We start from the raw sequence: 14,051 nt of genomic DNA, 5'->3' as shown, positions 1-14,051 counted from the left end.
CAAACCGTCGGCGCGCCGCCGGGCGACACGCCGTCCGCCGGCCGCCCGGCCGACCGGTGTACGCGTACGACGAGCGGGTAGCCGGCCGGCATGACCGTCACCGGGATTCAGTTGCAGGAGTACCTGGCCGGGCTCGACTACCCGGTCTCCCGCGAGGACCTGGTCCGCTGGGGCCAGGAGAACGGGGCCAGCACGGCGATGTTGCAGATGTTCCAGGCGTTGCCGATGGAGCAGTTCGAGTCCCCGGACGAGCTGAACGCGGCGCTGACAACCCTCTCCTGACCCCGCTGCGGTCAGCGGGCGTGCAGCAGTCGGAAGAGGACCAGCCACTGCTCCGGCCAGACGTACCCGACCGGGGTGTCCGGCGCCGTCCGGGTGGCGCGCAGCGCCGCGGCCACCCGGGCCGGCGGGTGGTGCCGGCGCAGGGTCGCCGCCAGCGAACCGCCGACGCCCTCGAAGCCCACCGCCACCAGCCTTCGGTACGCCGGCAGGGCGGCCCGGGGCAGCAGCGGCTCCGCCCGTCGGTCGATCCGCAGGATCCCGGCATCCACCGCAGGCACCGGCCGGAACGCGGTACGCGGCACCCGCCCGGCAAGCCGCCAGTCGACCTCCGGCCAGGTCGACACGGTGAGCCGGGTCCACCGGCCGTAGTCGCCACTGCGGCGACGGGCGTACTCCAGCTGGGTGAGCAGGGTGGCCGAGCGCAACCGGGGCGCGGCCAGGCACCACCACACCACCGCGGACGTCAGCGACCACGGGATGTTGCCGACCACCGCGAACGGCTCCGGTGGCGGCTCGGCGGCGAGGAAGTCGGCCTGCCGGTGCTCGACGTTGGGCAGGGCCGCGCAGACGGCAACCAGCTCCCGGCCGGCGGCCGGGTCCACCTCGTACGCCGTCAGTCGCCCGCAGCGGGCGGCGAGCGGTCGGGTCAGCTGGCCGCGACCGGCGCCGACCTCCAGCAGGAGCCCGTCCGGATCGGGGTCGGCCGCGCGGACGAGCCGTGCCACCGCGGCCCGGTCGACGAGAAAGTTCTGGCTGAGTACGCGACGGGACCGGTCGCGTTCGGTTGGTCGGAAGTTGCGGGGCGCCACGGGTCGTCGTCCTGTCTGTCGCCGTTCGGCGACGGGCTGGACAGGCAGCCGGGATTCCGGGCCTGTCCGAGTGGATCGGGACTCGGACGGCCCTGGACGATGACACGGGTACGCGAAGGTGCGGCGGCGACGGGGCGGCAGCCCCGTGCGGCGGCAGGAATGAGCCGATCAGCAGCGGCGGGGCTCAACCCCGGCGCACCGCGGAGATGGACCGATCAGCGGCGGGTCGCGTCCCGGCCGGCCAGGGCCGGACGCCGGACTCGCGGGCGGGACACCAGCATCGGGCCCCAGGCGGCCGGCGTACCGACCCCCTCGATCAGGGCATGCGTAAACATCCCGCCACCCTAACCAACCCCCCACGTCAACCCCACCGATTAACGCCCACCCGCCCCCGCCGCCCGGTGATCAAGAGGTTTGCGTCACGACACGCCGCGCCGGTTGACGCAAACCTCTTGATCAACAGGCGGCGGGGGCGGGGTGCGGATGGGGGGTTACGGGAGGGGGATGGTGCGGGATTCGGCGCGGGCGGTTTCGGCGGCGGCGAGAATGGCGACGACCTCACGGCCGAACCGGACGTCGCAGCGGTGGTCGCGGGTGCCCGCCCGCACCTGCTCCACGAGCTGGTCGATCGCCACACCGAACGCCGTGGCCGGGTCGTTGTCGCCGACCGGGACGGTCTCGATGCCGTTCTCGCCGTAGAACACGAACTCGCGGGTCATCGACTCGCTCGGGGCGTCCAGGGAGAGCGAGGCGCTGCTGGTGGCGCCACCGTCGTGGGTGAGCAGCAGGTGCACCATCCCGCTCGGTCCGTCCATCGCGGCCACCCGGGTCACCCGACCCAGCACCGGCAGGATGATGGAGAGCGCGTGCGGGGCGATGTCCCAGAGCGCGCCGTGCTCCCGGCGCCACAGCGAACCGCCGTACGGGCTGCCCTCCTGGAAGATCGAGGCGAACGCGACGGTCCGCCCGTGCTGCCAGCCCCCGGCGGCTGCGGTGGCGGCGAGGAACGCGGTCACGTTCGGCTGGAACCGCTGGGTGAAGAAGACGACCGAGGCGACCCCCGACGCCTCCGCCGCCGCGACCACCCGGTCGGCGTCCTCGACGGTCAGCGCCAGCGGCTTGTCCAGCAGCAGGTGCCGGCCGGCGGCGGCCGCCCGGGTCGCGATGTCGGCCTGGATGTTCGGCGGCAGCGCGACCGCGACCGCGTCGCACACCTCGAGCAACGCGTCGACGTCGGCGTACGCCGGCACCCCGTACCGCTCGGCCAGCGCGGCGGCCCGCTCCGGGTTGCGCCCCCAGACGCCGACCAACTCCGCGTCCGGGTGTGCGTGCAGCGCCTTCCCGTGCGTCTCGATCGCCCAGTGACCGGTGCCGAACAAGCCGAACCGCAGCACGTGTACCTCCGCCGTTTCCCCGCACCGCGACGACGCCACGGGCGTGATCCACGCTAGTCGCCCCACCAGCCGTGACGGCGGCGGGTCGACCAACCCCGAGCCCGCAGGTTCCGGTCTCCGCCCGGCCGGCCATGGCCCGGCCGCTCGACAGCGGTGGCGGAGGACAGCGAGGCAGGGTCGCCGACGTACTACGACGGTTAGTAGGCTGTGCCGGTGACCGAGGCAACGACCGGGTGGGGCCGATGACCAGTGCGGCAGCGGCCAACTCGCCGGTGGACGGGATTCTCGCGACGGCGTCGATCGTGCTGTCGTTGCTCGTCGCGGTGTGGGCACTGGTGGCGGCGGTACGCCACCGGCCACCGGACCGGGTGCAGTTCGCCGGCCTGGCCGTCCTGGAACTGGCACTGCTCGCGTTGAGCGTGCTGGCGCTGGTCGCGGTCGGCGGCGGGGATCGGCCCGGCGAGCCCGGCGCCTTCTTCGGCTACCTCGTCACGCTGGTCTGCCTGCCGCCGCTGGCCTGGGTGCTGGCCCGGATGGAGCCGACCCGCTGGGGTTCGGCGATCGTCTGCGCGGTCTGCCTGGTGGCCCCGGTGGTGGTCGTCCGATTGCAGCAGACCTGGGAGGTCATCGGTGGTTGAGACACGACCGGCCCGGCGCGCGACGAACACCGGTCCGGGCCGGCTGCTGATCGCGGTCTACCTGCTCTTCGCCATCGCGGCGACCAGCCGGGCAGGCCTGCAGATCGCCACGAGGTTCGACGAGGCGCCGGTGGCGTACCTGCTCTCCGCGCTGGCCGCGCTCATCTACATCGTCGCCGCGGTGGGGTTGGCCCGTGCCGGGCACACCGGCCGACGGGTCGCGCTGGCCTGCTGTTCACTGGAGCTGGTCGGGGTGGTCGCGGTCGGCATCCTGAGCCTGGCCGACAAGGAACTCTTCCCCGACGAGACGGTCTGGTCGCAGTTCGGCAGCGGGTACGGCTACATCCCGCTGGTGCTGCCGGTGCTCGGCCTGTTCTGGCTCTGGCGCACCCGCCGCGACCCCGCCTGAACGACCCGCGCACACGTCGAGGGCGCTCCCTCGTGCATGGAGCGCCCTCGACGGGTACGGGTCAGTTCCGCGGGCCGCCGGCCACGTAGATGACCTGGCCGGAGACGAATCCCGCCCCCTCGCTGGCCAGGAACGAGATGGTGTGCGCGACGTCCTCCGGCCGGCCCGGGCGACGTACCGGGATCTCGGCGGCGGCGTGCTTCTGGAGGTCCTCGAAGTCCACCTTCATCCGGGCGGCGGTGGCGGCGGTCATGTCGGTGACGATGAAGCCGGGCGCCACCGCGTTCACGGTCACCCCGAACGGTCCCAGCTCGATGGCGAGGGTCTTGGTGAAGCCCTGGAGACCGGCCTTGGCGGCGGCGTAGTTCGCCTGGCCCCGGTTGCCCAGCGCGGAGGTGCTGGACAGGTTGACGATCCGCCCCCACCTGCGGTCCACCATGTGCTTCTGGGCGGCCTGGCTGAACAGAAACGCGCCACGCAGGTGCACCCCCATGACCGTGTCCCAGTCGGCGTTGGTCATCTTGAACAGCAGGTTGTCGCGGAGCACCCCGGCGTTGTTGACCAGCACGGTGGGCGCGCCCAGCTCGGCGGCGATCCGCTCCACGGCGGCTTCGACCTGGGCCCGGTCGGAGACGTCGGCGCCGACGCCGAGGGCCCGGCCGCCGGCACCGGCGACGGCGTCCACGGTCTCCTTGGTGGCCGCCTCCTCGATGTCGACCACGGCGACGGCCATGCCGTCGGCGGCCAGCCGGCGGGCGGTGGCCGCACCGATACCGCGTGCGGCTCCGGTGACGATGGCGACGCGGGGCTCCTCCGACATGATTACCTCCGGGTAACTTGGCTCGGTCGGTGGAGCTTAACCCGTCCCCACCGAGCCCCGACAGAGCCGGATCCAGCGGTAGCCGTAGCCGGAGAGCTTGACCGCGCCGAGCTTGCCCAGCTCTCCGTAGCCGCGGTCGGCGAGCACGTCGTTCGGCAGGTCGGCCTCCGCCTCCAGGGTGCTCAGGTCCACCTCGACGTCGTCGGCGCCCAGGTTGTGCAGGAAGACCATCGTCCCGGTCGGCCCGTCCGCCCGGTGCGCCAGCACCCCGGCCGGCGCGGGCACGTCGATGTGGGTGGTCGAGCCGGAGCCGACCTCCGGTGCCTCACGCAGCGTCCGCATCATGCGTTCGAACCAGGCGAGCAGCGACTTCGAGTCACCGCGCTGGGCCGTGACGTTGACCCTCTGGTAGCCGAACTCACCCTTGTCGATCACCGGGCGGACCAGCTTCTCCGGGTCCGCTGTGGAGAAGCCGGCGTTCGGCTGGTACGACCACTGCATCGGGGTACGGATCGCCTCCCGGCCGGGCAGCGACAGGTCCTCCCCCATCCCGATTTCCTCGCCGTAGCGCAGCACCGGCGTGCCGCGCAGCGAGAACTGGAGGGCGTACGCCAGCTCGATGCGACGCCGGTCGTTGCCGAGCATCGGGGCAAGTCGGCGGCGGATGCCCCGGTCGTAGATGCGCATGTTCTCGTCCGGGCCGAACTGCGCGTACACCTGGTTGCGCTGTTCGGTGGTGAGCCGGGACAGGTCGATCTCGTCGTGGTTACGCAGGAAGGTGGCCCACTGCCCACCGACGGGCAGCGTCGGGGTGTCCCGCAGCGCCTCGATCAGCGACTCCGGATCCTGTCGGGCGAGGGCCAGCATGAGTCGACCGTTGAGCATGAAGTCGAAGAGCATGTGGATCCGGTTGCCGGAGCCGCCGGCGTCACCGAAGAACGTCGGCAGCTGGTCCGGCTCGACGTTCGCCTCGGCCAGCAGGACCGCGTCGCCGCGCCGCCACTGCACGTGCTGGCGCATCTCGGTGAGGAACTCGAAGTCCTTCGGCGAGTTCGGGTTGCCCGGCTCGGTCAGCTCGATGATGAACGGCACCGCGTCCATCCGGAAGCCGGAGACGCCGAGCTGGAGCCAGAACGACATGACCTTCTTGATCTCCGCCCGGACCTCCGGGTTGGCGAAGTTGAGGTCCGGCTGGAACTTGTAGAACCGGTGGTAGAACCACGCCTTGGCGGTGCGGTCGTAGCTCCAGGTCTCGTTCTGCTCACCGGGGAAGACCATGCCCTGGTGCCGGTCGGCCGGCTCGGTGTCGGACCAGACGAACCAGTCGCGGTACGGCGAGTCCGGCGACGAGCGGGCGGACTGGAACCACGGGTGCTCGTCGGAGGTGTGGTTGACGACCAGGTCGATGATCACGCGGATGCCACGGTTCTGCGCCTGGTGCAGCAGCTCCGCGAAGTCGCCGAGGGTGCCGAAGCGCGGGTCCACGTTGTAGAAGTCCGTGGCGTCGTAGCCGTCGTCGCGGTTGGGTGACGGGTGGATCGGGTGCAGCCACAGGCAGGTCACGCCCAGCCGGGCCAGGTAGTCCAGCCGGCCGATCAGCCCACGGATGTCACCAACCCCGTCGCCGTCGGAATCGGCGTACGTGTCGATGTCGAGGCAGTAGACGACGGCTTCGGAATACCAACGGTCACCCATGCCGGAGGAACTTCTCCCGTGGATCGGCGCGGCAAACCCGGCCGACGGGCGGCGGAGCCGGGACGGTCGCTTCCGGCCGGTACCGTGCCGGTCATGGAGATCGACCTCGTACCGCCGAGCGAACCGTTGGACTGGGCCCGGGGCGGCTGGCTGTATCCGCCGGTCCGCGCCGAGGAGAGCCCGGCCGGCGAGTTGGTCGTCGAACCGGCGGCGGAGAGCGACCTCTGGCGGCGGACCAGCTACGGGTTCGTGCACGACAACGGCCCCGCCCTGCTCGCCCCGCTGCCGGTCGGCAGCGCCATGGAGGTGAGCTTCCGGCTCGACCTCACCGGGCAGTTCGACCAGGCCGGTGCGCTGGTCCGGGTGGACGAGCGCAACTGGATCAAGGCCGGTGTCGAGGTGAGCGACGTCGAACTCCAGCTCGGCGCGGTGGTGACCCGGGAGTTCTCCGACTGGTCGGTGGCACCGGTGCCGGAGTGGGCGGGCCGGGAGGTGACGGTCCGGGTCAGCCGGGCCGGCGACGCGCTGACCGTCCGGGCGCGGATCGACGACGAACCGTGGCGGCTGGTCCGGCTCGCCCCGCTGGACCCGACGGCCGAGGCCACGGCCGGGCCGTTCTGCTGCGCGCCGGTCCGCGCCGGCCTCACCGTGGTGTTCACCGGCTGGCGGCAGGGGCCGGCCGACACCGCGCTGCACCCGGAGCACTGACCGGCACGGCGAGGTGGCCCGGCTCACCGGCAGGTGTGGCCGGGCACCGATCGGGTATGACCATCCGATCCCCCCGGCCGCCGACCCGGAAGGACCGACCATGGCGCTCGCCCAGAATGTCGACCCGACCAGGTTCACCGGGTTGACCGGCTGGGTGGCCACCGTGATCGAGGGGATGGGGCCGGTCGGTGTCGCGCTGCTGGTGGCGCTGGAGAGCATCGTCCCGCCCATTCCCAGCGAGATCGTGCTGGCGCTCGCCGGCTACCTGGCCAGCGAGGGCCGGTTCAACGTGGTGCTCGTGGTGGTGGCCGCGACGGTCGGCTCGCTGGCCGGCGCGCTGGTGCTCTACTGGCTCGGCGCGGCGCTGGGTGAGGAGCGGCTCAAGCGCTGGCTGGACCGCATCCCGCTGGTGGACGCCGACGACCTGGAGAGGGCCGACCGCTGGTTCGAGCGGCACGGCCGGTGGGCGGTGCTGATCGGCCGCGTCGTGCCGGTGGTCCGCAGCCTGGTCTCCGTCCCGGCCGGGGCGAACCGGATGCCGCTGGGCGAGTTCATCCTGCTCACCACGATCGGCAGCGGGGTGTGGAACGCCCTCATCGTCGGCGCCGGTTACGCGCTCGGCAGCCGCTGGCAGGACGTCGAGCGGTACAGCGACTGGTTCAACTACGCGATCGTCGCGGTCTTCGTCGTCATGGTGGTCGGCTGGGTGATCCGCAAGGTCCGCCGTCGCCGGACGCGCGACGACCGGCGGTCGGTGACCGCCGGTCGCTGATCCGCGTGCCCGCTCAGCCGAACTGGGCGTTCAGCGGCGGAAAGTGAACCAGTTGACGTTGACGAAGTCGTTGGGCTGCCCACTGGTGAAGGTGAGGTAGACGGTGTGCCGGCCGGTCACGCCGCTGACGTTGCCGGGCACCGAGCGCCAGCTCTGCCAGCCGCCGGTGTTGCCGATCGCGAAGCTGCCGATCAGCGCGGCGGTCGGGCTGTCCAACCGCACCTCGACCAGACCGCTCACCCCACCGCCGGCCCCGGAGGCCACCCGGGCCACGAAGTCCCGGGGCACTGCGGAGCCGAACTCGACGCCGTCGTAGCGCGCCCAGTCCCCGTTGCGGAGCGCGGCGATGTTCTGCCCGCCCTCGGCGCACGCCTCGACGAGCACCCCGTTCTGCCCGTTGAACGCCTCGGCCTGGATCTGCCCGTACGCGTCCCTGCTGCCGCCGGGCGGCGGGGTGGTGGGCGGCGGGGTGGTCCCGCCGCCGCGGCGGTACACCGCCACGTAGTCGACCAGCATCGGCCGACCGGGGACGGTCGCCGCGGTCGGCGTGCCGCTGCCCGCCACCCCGTTCGGGAACGTCCCGCCCATCGCCACGTTGAGCAGCAGGAAGTAGCCGGCGTGCGAGGTCATCTGCGACCAGGCCGGCTCGCCGACCCGGCTCTGCGTGACGGTGTGGTAGAGCTGCCCGTCGACGTACCAGCGCAGTTGCTGCGGGCTGATGGAGACGTCCCACTCGAACCGGTAGGTGTGGAACGCGGACTGGCAGCTCGCGCCCGGGCAGGCCCGGGAAGCGCCGATGCCGTTGAACTCGTCGCACGGTCCGCCCGGCGCGACGCCGCAGTGCAGCACTCCCCAGACCGAGTTGATGCCGTTGACGTTCTCCATCACGTCGAACTCGCCGATGCCCGGCCAATTCTGATAGTTGCCCCGGTAGGGTGCGCCGAGCGCCCAGAACGCCGGCCAGTAGCCGGCCGCCGCGGCGCCGGTGACGTTCGGCATCTGGATCCGGCCCTCGATGGCCAGCACACCGCCGGCCAGGGCCTTGAAGTCGCTGCGCACGGTCTCGATCCGGGCGGAGGTCCAGCCGCCCCCACCATCGCGCAGCGGCGTGATCCGCAGGTTGCCACCACCGTCGTGGCTGACGTTGGCGGTGCTGGCGGTGTAGTTCTGGATCTCTCCGGTGCCCCAGTTGGCCGGGCCGCCGGGGTAGTTGTGGCCGGTGTCGATGATCCAGTTGGCCGGCGACGGCAGGGTGCCGACGGCGCCGGTGAAGTCGTCGCTCCAGACGGTGCTCCAACCGGCGGCGGGGGGCGGCACGGCGGCCTGCGCGGTCACGGTGATCCCGGCCAGGGCGGTGGTGGTGGCGACGAGCAGGACGGACGCCAGCATCCGGCGTCGGACGGGCGGGGCGGCGATGGCCGCCGGAGGAGGTGACATGGATGTGCCTCTCTGCGGGGACGGGTCGAGAGAGCGCTCTCTCAGAGTTGTACGTCCCAACGAAACAGTTGTCAACGTCGATCTATATCGGCGCGCGCCGGAGTGGCCTGCGGCCGGCGGAGCACCACCTGCTCCAGTGCCGACCAGGCGGTCGTGGTCACCAGGTAGATGACCGCCGCGAGTGGCAGCACCAGCGCCACCAGCACCGTCGTGAACGGCAGCAGGGGCAGCAGCCGACCGAGCGTCGCCGCACCCGGGCCCTCGGTGGGCGTACCGGCCACCGTGCCGACCGCCGCCGACGCCCGGCGGGCCCGCCGCGACGACCACCAGGCCAACACCAGCAGCGCCGCCAGCAGTACGGCGAAGAGCGGACCGGCCGCCCCGGCCAGCCCGTCGCCGAGGTGGTGGCCCAGCGGCACCCCGGCCAGCCGCTCCTGGAGCAGCCCGGTGCCGCCCTCACTCGTGGTGAACAGCCGGTACAGCACCAGCAGGAACGGTGCCTGGAGCAGCAACGGCAGGCAGCCGGCGATCGGGTTGGCGCCGGCCGAGCGGTACAGCCCGAACAGTTCGCTCTGGAGCTTCGTCGGGTCGTCGGCGTACCGCCGCTGAAGATCACGGACCTGCGGGGCGAGCGCCGCGCGGCGCCGCTCCCCGCGGACCTGGGCGACGGTGAGCGGCGAGATCAGCAACCGCACGGCGATGGTGAGCAGCACGATGGCGGCGGCGGTCGCCATGCCGCCGGCCAACGGTTCGAGCAGATCGGTGAGCCAGGACAGCGCGGTGCCGGCGGCGCCGACCACGCCGGTCAGAGGTGCGAAGGCGAGCATGGGAAACCCCTCGGTCCGATTCCGGTGGGTCCTCCCCCGGCGGCGTCCGCCCGACGGGAGAACCGATGACGGCGGGATCGGCCGCGCGGCGGCGTCGCGCTACGCGGCCGAGGGGTGCCCGGGTGCGCGGGGGCGGGGCCGGCCGGCCGCGTCGGGGTCGACCTGCCGGGGCACCCGGCGACCACGGGAGCGGGCCCGCAGCCCGGTCCAGCGCCGGGCGACGCCCGGCACTCCCGAGCGACCGGGCACGCGCGCCGCGAGCAGCACGGCGAGCAGCACCAGGGCGGTCAACGCGACGCCGGCGAGCAGGTCAGCCGGGCGCAGCGCGAGCAGGGTGAGCTGCGCGAACGTGGAAATCCACGCAACCCCGAGAAGCCCCACCGGTACCGGCACGGGTTCAGCCTAGGGCCCGGTGTCACGCCAGCCGATCGAATCGCGGCCACCCGTCGGCACGTGGGGGGCGAACCCGGCGGCGGCCGACACGCGGTGCGCGACGCGCGGTGTCCGCCCGACACGCGGTCCGACGCGCCGTCACCACGTTTCCCGCCATCGCCACGGTGGGTAACCAAACGACCGACCGACGCGGACGGACCGCGACCGGCAGGAACGGACGGTGGTGGCGATGACCGGCCAGGTGGCGGAGGTGCCCAGCGGGACGACCGCGGGGACCGAATTGCTCACCGTGGGTGTCGAGGAGGAGTTCCTGCTCGTCGACCCGCACACCGGGGCCGCGGTACCCGCCGTCGACCTGGTCCTCGAACAGGTGCCGGCGGAGCTGCGCGGGCAGGTGGAGCGGGAGTTCCAAACCAGCCAGATCGAGATTGGCAGCCCGCCCGGCCTTGAGCTCTCCTCGATCCGGCACTCCCTGACCGTGCTGCGCGGGGCGCTCGCCGACGCCGCCGAGCGGGCCGGCGTACGGCTGCTGGCCATCGGCACCGGGCCGGTCGACGGTCCGGTGCCGCCGGTGGTCGACAAGCCCCGCTTCGACCGGATGATCGAACGGTTCCGGCTGCTCGTCCCGGGTCCCGGCAACAACGGCATGCACGTGCACGTGGGTGTCCCCGACCCGGAGACCGGCGTGCAGGTGCTCAATCACGTCCGGCCCTGGCTGCCGATGCTGCACGCCGTGACCACCAACTCCCCGTTCGCCCGCGGCGAGGACACCGGCTACGCCAGCTGGCGCTCGGTGGAGTGGGAACGCTGGCCGTCGGTGGCGCCGACGCCCTGGCTGGAGTCGCACGAGCACTACGAGCGGCTGATCCGCCAGTTGATCGCCAGCGGGGTGATGCTCGACGAGGGGATGCTCTACTGGTACGCCCGGCTGTCGGCGAAGTACCCGACCGTGGAGCTGCGGATCGGCGACGTCTGCCCGTCGGTGGACGACGCCGTGCTGGTCGCCGCGCTGGTCCGGGCCCTGGTGGCCACCGCCATGTCGGACGTCGAGGCCGACCGACCCGCGCTGCCCACCGACCACCACCTGCTGGTCGGCGCACACTGGCGGGCCGCCCACGACGGCCTGGAGGGCGACGCCGTCGACGTCACCACCGGCGAGCTGCGCCCGGCGTGGGAGCTGCTGGACCGGTTCGTGGAACGCATGCGACCGGCGTTGGAGCAGCACGGCGACTGGGCCGAGGTGACCGACCTGCTGAGCGTGCTGCGCCGGCACGGCAGCGGCGCGGGGCGGCAGCGGGCGGTGTTCGCCCGCACCGGACGGCTGATTGACGTGGTGCAGGACGTGGCGCGACAGACCCGCGGCTGATCACCGCGTGACAGGATGGTCCCGTGGCGCAACGACTGATCGTCATCGGCGGGGACGCCGCCGGCATGTCGGCGGCGTCCCAGGCCCGACGCCGCCGCGTCCGTGACGACCTGGAGATCGTGGTCTTCGAACGCGGCCACTTCACCTCCTACTCGGCGTGCGGCATCCCGTACTGGATCAGTGGCCTGGTGCCCGGCCCGGAGCATCTGATCGCCCGGTCCCCGGAGACGTTCCGCACCGAGTACGCCATCGACGTGCGGATACGCCACGAGGTGACCGCCATCGACCTGGAGCGCCGCGAGGTTGTCGCCCGGGACCTGGAACAGGGCGGCGAGGTCCGCGAGCGCTTCGACGAGCTGATGTACGCCGCCGGCGCGATGCCGGTGAAGCCGCCGTGGGCGGACACCGACGCGGGCGGCGTGTTCGGCATGCAGACCCTCGACGACGGGGCCGCGCTGCGCGACTGGCTGGACAGCGAGCCGCAGCCGCGCCGGGCGGTGGTGGTCGGTGGCGGGTACATCGGCGTCGAGATGGCCGAGGCCCTGATCCAGCGCGGCCTCTCCGTCACCCTGGTCGAGGCGGCCGACCAGCCCATGGCGACCGTGGACGGCGACATGGCCGAGCTGGTCGCCGACGCGATGCGCGGCCTGGGCCTCACGATCCGCACCGGCCTGCGGGTGACCGGCCTGGAGCAGCGCGACGGCCGGGTCTCCGCGGTGGTCACCGCGGAGGGGCCGATCCCGACCGACGTCGTGGTCCTGGGCCTGGGCGTACGCCCCAACGCCGCCCTCGCCGAGGCGGCCGGGCTGCCCATCGGGCCGACCGGCGCGATCCGGGTGGACCGCCGGATGCGGGTCCCCGGCATGCCCGGTATCTGGGCGGCCGGCGACTGCGTGGAGACGCTGCACCGGGTCAGCGGGATGCCGGTGCACATACCGCTGGGCACGCACGCCAACAAGCAGGGCCGGGTGGCCGGGATCAACATCGGCGGCGGGTACGCCACCTTCATGGGCGTGATCGGCACGGCCGTCACGAAGGTCTGCGACCTGGAGGTGGGCCGGACCGGCCTGCGCGAGCGGGACGCCACCGCGGCCGGCTTCGACTTCATCTCCGTGGTCGCCGACTCGACCAACCGGGCCGGCTACTACCCCGGCGCCCGGCGGATGACCGTCAAACTGATCGCCGAGCGACCCAGCGGTCGACTGCTCGGCGCGCAGATCGTCGGCTGGTCCGAGGCGGCCAAACGGATCGACACGCTGGCCGTGGCGCTGTGGAACGGCATGACGGTGGACGATATGACGGCGCTCGACCTGGGCTACGCTCCGCCGTACGCGCCGGTGTGGGACCCGGTGCTGATCGCCGCCCGAAAAGCCGTCGACGTGCTCGCCGCCGTCGACCGCTGACCCGCGCCGCCCGTGGAGGACCCCCCCGTGACGCAGACCCCGACCCGGCCGACCGCGCGCCGACGCCCGACCATGGTCGACGTGGCCCGGCACGCCGGGGTCAGCCTGAAGACCGTCTCCCGGGTGGTGAACGACGAGCCGGTGGGGCAGGAACTGGTCGGTCGGGTGCTGGCCGCCATCGCCGAGCTGGGCTTCCGGCGCAACGACATCGCCCGCAACCTGCGTTCCCGACAGCTCAACGCCACCGTCGGGCTGCTCATCGAGGAGATCGCCAACCCGTTCTACGCCACCATCGCCAGTGTGGCCGCCGAGATCGCCGCCGCGCACGGGACGATGCTGATCACCGCCTCCTCCGAGGAGGACCCGGAGCGGGAACGCGCCCTGCTCCAGGATTTCACCCAGCGCAGGGTCGACGGGCTGCTGGTGGTGCCGGCCGGCCCGGACCACTCGTTCCTGCGCCGCGAGGTCGAGCTGGGCATGCCGGTGGTCTTCCTGGACCGGCCGCCGCAGGGTCTGCTCGCGGACGCCGTGCTGCTGGACAACCAGGGCGGCAGCCGTGCCGGGGTCGGCGCCCTGCTCGACGAGGGGCACCGCCGGGTGGGTGTCCTGCTCGGCGCGCCGAGCGTGCCCACCATTCGTGAGCGGCTGGCCGGCGCCCGGGCGGCGCTGGCCGCCGCGGGGATCGAGCCCGACGAGTCGCTGGTCCGCGACCGGCTCATCGCGCCGGAGGAGGCCGGACGGGCCGTCGCCGCGCTGCTCGACCTGCCGGACCCGCCCACCGCGTTCTTCTGCGGCAACAACCGGATCACCGTCGGCGCCCTGCAGGAGCTGCACCGGCGGGGCAGCGACGCCGCGTTGGTCGGCTTCGACGACTTCGAGTTGGCCCACCTGATGCCCAGGCCGCTCACCGTCGTCGGGTACGACACCCGGGAGCTGGCCCGGATCGCCAGCGAACGGCTGTTCCAGCGGATCGCCGGTGACGACTCCCCACCGTCGACCACCGTGCTCCCCACCCGGCTGCTGCGTCGGGGCCTGACCCCGCCGGCCGCCTGACGGCCGATCGCGCCGACCCGAGACCCGAGCGAGGGTCGGGCCGGC

The 14,051-nt window shown here is 72.8% G+C and carries 15 protein-coding genes; 8 read left to right on the top strand and 7 right to left on the bottom strand.

The window, feature by feature from the left end; translation table 11 throughout:
* Positions 1 to 90: 90 nt before the first annotated feature.
* Positions 91 to 282, top strand: coding sequence for a DUF2795 domain-containing protein (locus tag ACWD6N_RS02210; RefSeq protein ID WP_354963815.1), 192 nt, complete (start codon positions 91 to 93; stop codon positions 280 to 282).
* Between the two features lie 11 nt (positions 283 to 293).
* Here ACWD6N_RS02210 and erm read toward each other — a convergent pair whose 3' ends face one another.
* On the bottom strand, positions 294 to 1,091 hold the full coding sequence (gene erm / locus ACWD6N_RS02205) for an ErmE/ErmH/ErmO/ErmR family 23S rRNA (adenine(2058)-N(6))-methyltransferase (RefSeq protein WP_354963814.1): 798 nt from the start codon (positions 1,089 to 1,091) through the stop codon (positions 294 to 296).
* A 491-nt stretch (positions 1,092 to 1,582) separates the two neighbouring features.
* On the bottom strand, positions 1,583 to 2,485 hold the full coding sequence (locus ACWD6N_RS02200; protein WP_354963813.1) for a Gfo/Idh/MocA family protein: 903 nt from the start codon (positions 2,483 to 2,485) through the stop codon (positions 1,583 to 1,585).
* 242 nt (positions 2,486 to 2,727) lie between these two features.
* Here ACWD6N_RS02200 and ACWD6N_RS02195 point away from each other — a divergent pair, with 242 nt between their 5' ends.
* A complete protein-coding gene (locus ACWD6N_RS02195) occupies positions 2,728 to 3,123 on the top strand; it encodes a hypothetical protein (RefSeq protein WP_354963812.1) in 396 nt (131 codons plus the stop codon).
* On the top strand, positions 3,116 to 3,532 hold the full coding sequence (locus tag ACWD6N_RS02190; RefSeq protein WP_121657381.1) for a hypothetical protein: 417 nt from the start codon (positions 3,116 to 3,118) through the stop codon (positions 3,530 to 3,532). Before ACWD6N_RS02195 ends, ACWD6N_RS02190 begins: the two co-directional genes overlap by 8 nt.
* Positions 3,533 to 3,593: 61 nt before the next feature.
* Here the strand turns inward: ACWD6N_RS02190 and fabG are convergent, their stop codons facing one another.
* Entirely contained in the window at positions 3,594 to 4,352 is a 759-nt protein-coding gene (fabG, locus tag ACWD6N_RS02185; RefSeq protein WP_354963811.1) for a 3-oxoacyl-ACP reductase FabG, read from the bottom strand.
* Positions 4,353 to 4,388: 36 nt separating this feature from the next.
* On the bottom strand, positions 4,389 to 6,047 hold the full coding sequence (locus ACWD6N_RS02180; protein ID WP_354963810.1) for an alpha-amylase family protein: 1,659 nt from the start codon (positions 6,045 to 6,047) through the stop codon (positions 4,389 to 4,391).
* A gap of 93 nt (positions 6,048 to 6,140) precedes the next feature.
* Between ACWD6N_RS02180 and ACWD6N_RS02175 the strand changes: the two genes are divergently transcribed.
* Both ACWD6N_RS02175 and ACWD6N_RS02170 read left to right on the top strand, forming a co-directional pair.
* Positions 6,141 to 6,755: a DUF1349 domain-containing protein gene (locus ACWD6N_RS02175; protein ID WP_354963809.1), complete on the top strand. Its 615-nt coding sequence runs from the start codon at positions 6,141 to 6,143 to the stop codon at positions 6,753 to 6,755.
* Between the two features lie 100 nt (positions 6,756 to 6,855).
* Positions 6,856 to 7,527, top strand: a complete 672-nt coding sequence (locus ACWD6N_RS02170) for a DedA family protein (protein ID WP_354963808.1) — start codon at positions 6,856 to 6,858, stop codon at positions 7,525 to 7,527.
* A 30-nt stretch (positions 7,528 to 7,557) separates the two neighbouring features.
* Here ACWD6N_RS02170 and ACWD6N_RS02165 read toward each other — a convergent pair whose 3' ends face one another.
* The 3 genes from ACWD6N_RS02165 to ACWD6N_RS02155 form a co-directional block, all read right to left on the bottom strand.
* Positions 7,558 to 8,964: a carbohydrate-binding protein gene (locus ACWD6N_RS02165; protein WP_387326013.1), complete on the bottom strand. Its 1,407-nt coding sequence runs from the start codon at positions 8,962 to 8,964 to the stop codon at positions 7,558 to 7,560.
* A gap of 71 nt (positions 8,965 to 9,035) precedes the next feature.
* On the bottom strand, positions 9,036 to 9,791 hold the full coding sequence (locus ACWD6N_RS02160; RefSeq protein WP_354963806.1) for a YidC/Oxa1 family membrane protein insertase: 756 nt from the start codon (positions 9,789 to 9,791) through the stop codon (positions 9,036 to 9,038).
* A gap of 99 nt (positions 9,792 to 9,890) precedes the next feature.
* Positions 9,891 to 10,184 (bottom strand): DUF6412 domain-containing protein, encoded by a 294-nt coding sequence (locus ACWD6N_RS02155; protein WP_354963805.1) that lies wholly within the window; start codon positions 10,182 to 10,184, stop codon positions 9,891 to 9,893.
* 229 nt (positions 10,185 to 10,413) lie between these two features.
* On the opposite strand from ACWD6N_RS02155, the gene ACWD6N_RS02150 reads away from it, so the two are divergent.
* From ACWD6N_RS02150 to ACWD6N_RS02140, 3 genes are all read left to right on the top strand, one after another.
* Complete coding sequence (locus tag ACWD6N_RS02150; protein ID WP_354963804.1) at positions 10,414 to 11,550, top strand: carboxylate-amine ligase; 1,137 nt, start codon at positions 10,414 to 10,416, stop codon at positions 11,548 to 11,550.
* A 23-nt stretch (positions 11,551 to 11,573) separates the two neighbouring features.
* Positions 11,574 to 12,953, top strand: a complete 1,380-nt coding sequence (locus ACWD6N_RS02145; RefSeq protein WP_354963803.1) for an FAD-dependent oxidoreductase — start codon at positions 11,574 to 11,576, stop codon at positions 12,951 to 12,953.
* A 72-nt stretch (positions 12,954 to 13,025) separates the two neighbouring features.
* On the top strand, positions 13,026 to 14,006 hold the full coding sequence (locus ACWD6N_RS02140; protein ID WP_354964010.1) for a LacI family DNA-binding transcriptional regulator: 981 nt from the start codon (positions 13,026 to 13,028) through the stop codon (positions 14,004 to 14,006).
* Positions 14,007 to 14,051: the final 45 nt, after the last annotated feature.

This window comes from Micromonospora sp. NPDC005163, assembly GCF_053599835.1.
The sequence above is the reverse complement of the archived record's forward strand: the minus strand, read 5'-3'. Positions and strand labels throughout refer to the sequence as shown.

What these genes read in the sequence shown, in the direction of transcription:
- ACWD6N_RS02180 (WP_354963810.1), bottom strand. Translation starts at nt 6,047, where the DNA reads ATGGGTGACCGTTGGTATTCCGAAGCCGTCGTCTACTGCCTCGACATC.
- ACWD6N_RS02210 (WP_354963815.1), top strand. Translation starts at nt 91, where the DNA reads ATGACCGTCACCGGGATTCAGTTGCAGGAGTACCTGGCCGGGCTCGAC.
- ACWD6N_RS02140 (WP_354964010.1), top strand. Translation starts at nt 13,026, where the DNA reads ATGGTCGACGTGGCCCGGCACGCCGGGGTCAGCCTGAAGACCGTCTCC.
- ACWD6N_RS02150 (WP_354963804.1), top strand. Translation starts at nt 10,414, where the DNA reads ATGACCGGCCAGGTGGCGGAGGTGCCCAGCGGGACGACCGCGGGGACC.
- ACWD6N_RS02170 (WP_354963808.1), top strand. Translation starts at nt 6,856, where the DNA reads ATGGCGCTCGCCCAGAATGTCGACCCGACCAGGTTCACCGGGTTGACC.
- ACWD6N_RS02160 (WP_354963806.1), bottom strand. Translation starts at nt 9,791, where the DNA reads ATGCTCGCCTTCGCACCTCTGACCGGCGTGGTCGGCGCCGCCGGCACC.
- fabG (WP_354963811.1), bottom strand. Translation starts at nt 4,352, where the DNA reads ATGTCGGAGGAGCCCCGCGTCGCCATCGTCACCGGAGCCGCACGCGGT.
- ACWD6N_RS02165 (WP_387326013.1), bottom strand. Translation starts at nt 8,964, where the DNA reads ATGTCACCTCCTCCGGCGGCCATCGCCGCCCCGCCCGTCCGACGCCGG.
- ACWD6N_RS02175 (WP_354963809.1), top strand. Translation starts at nt 6,141, where the DNA reads ATGGAGATCGACCTCGTACCGCCGAGCGAACCGTTGGACTGGGCCCGG.
- ACWD6N_RS02195 (WP_354963812.1), top strand. Translation starts at nt 2,728, where the DNA reads ATGACCAGTGCGGCAGCGGCCAACTCGCCGGTGGACGGGATTCTCGCG.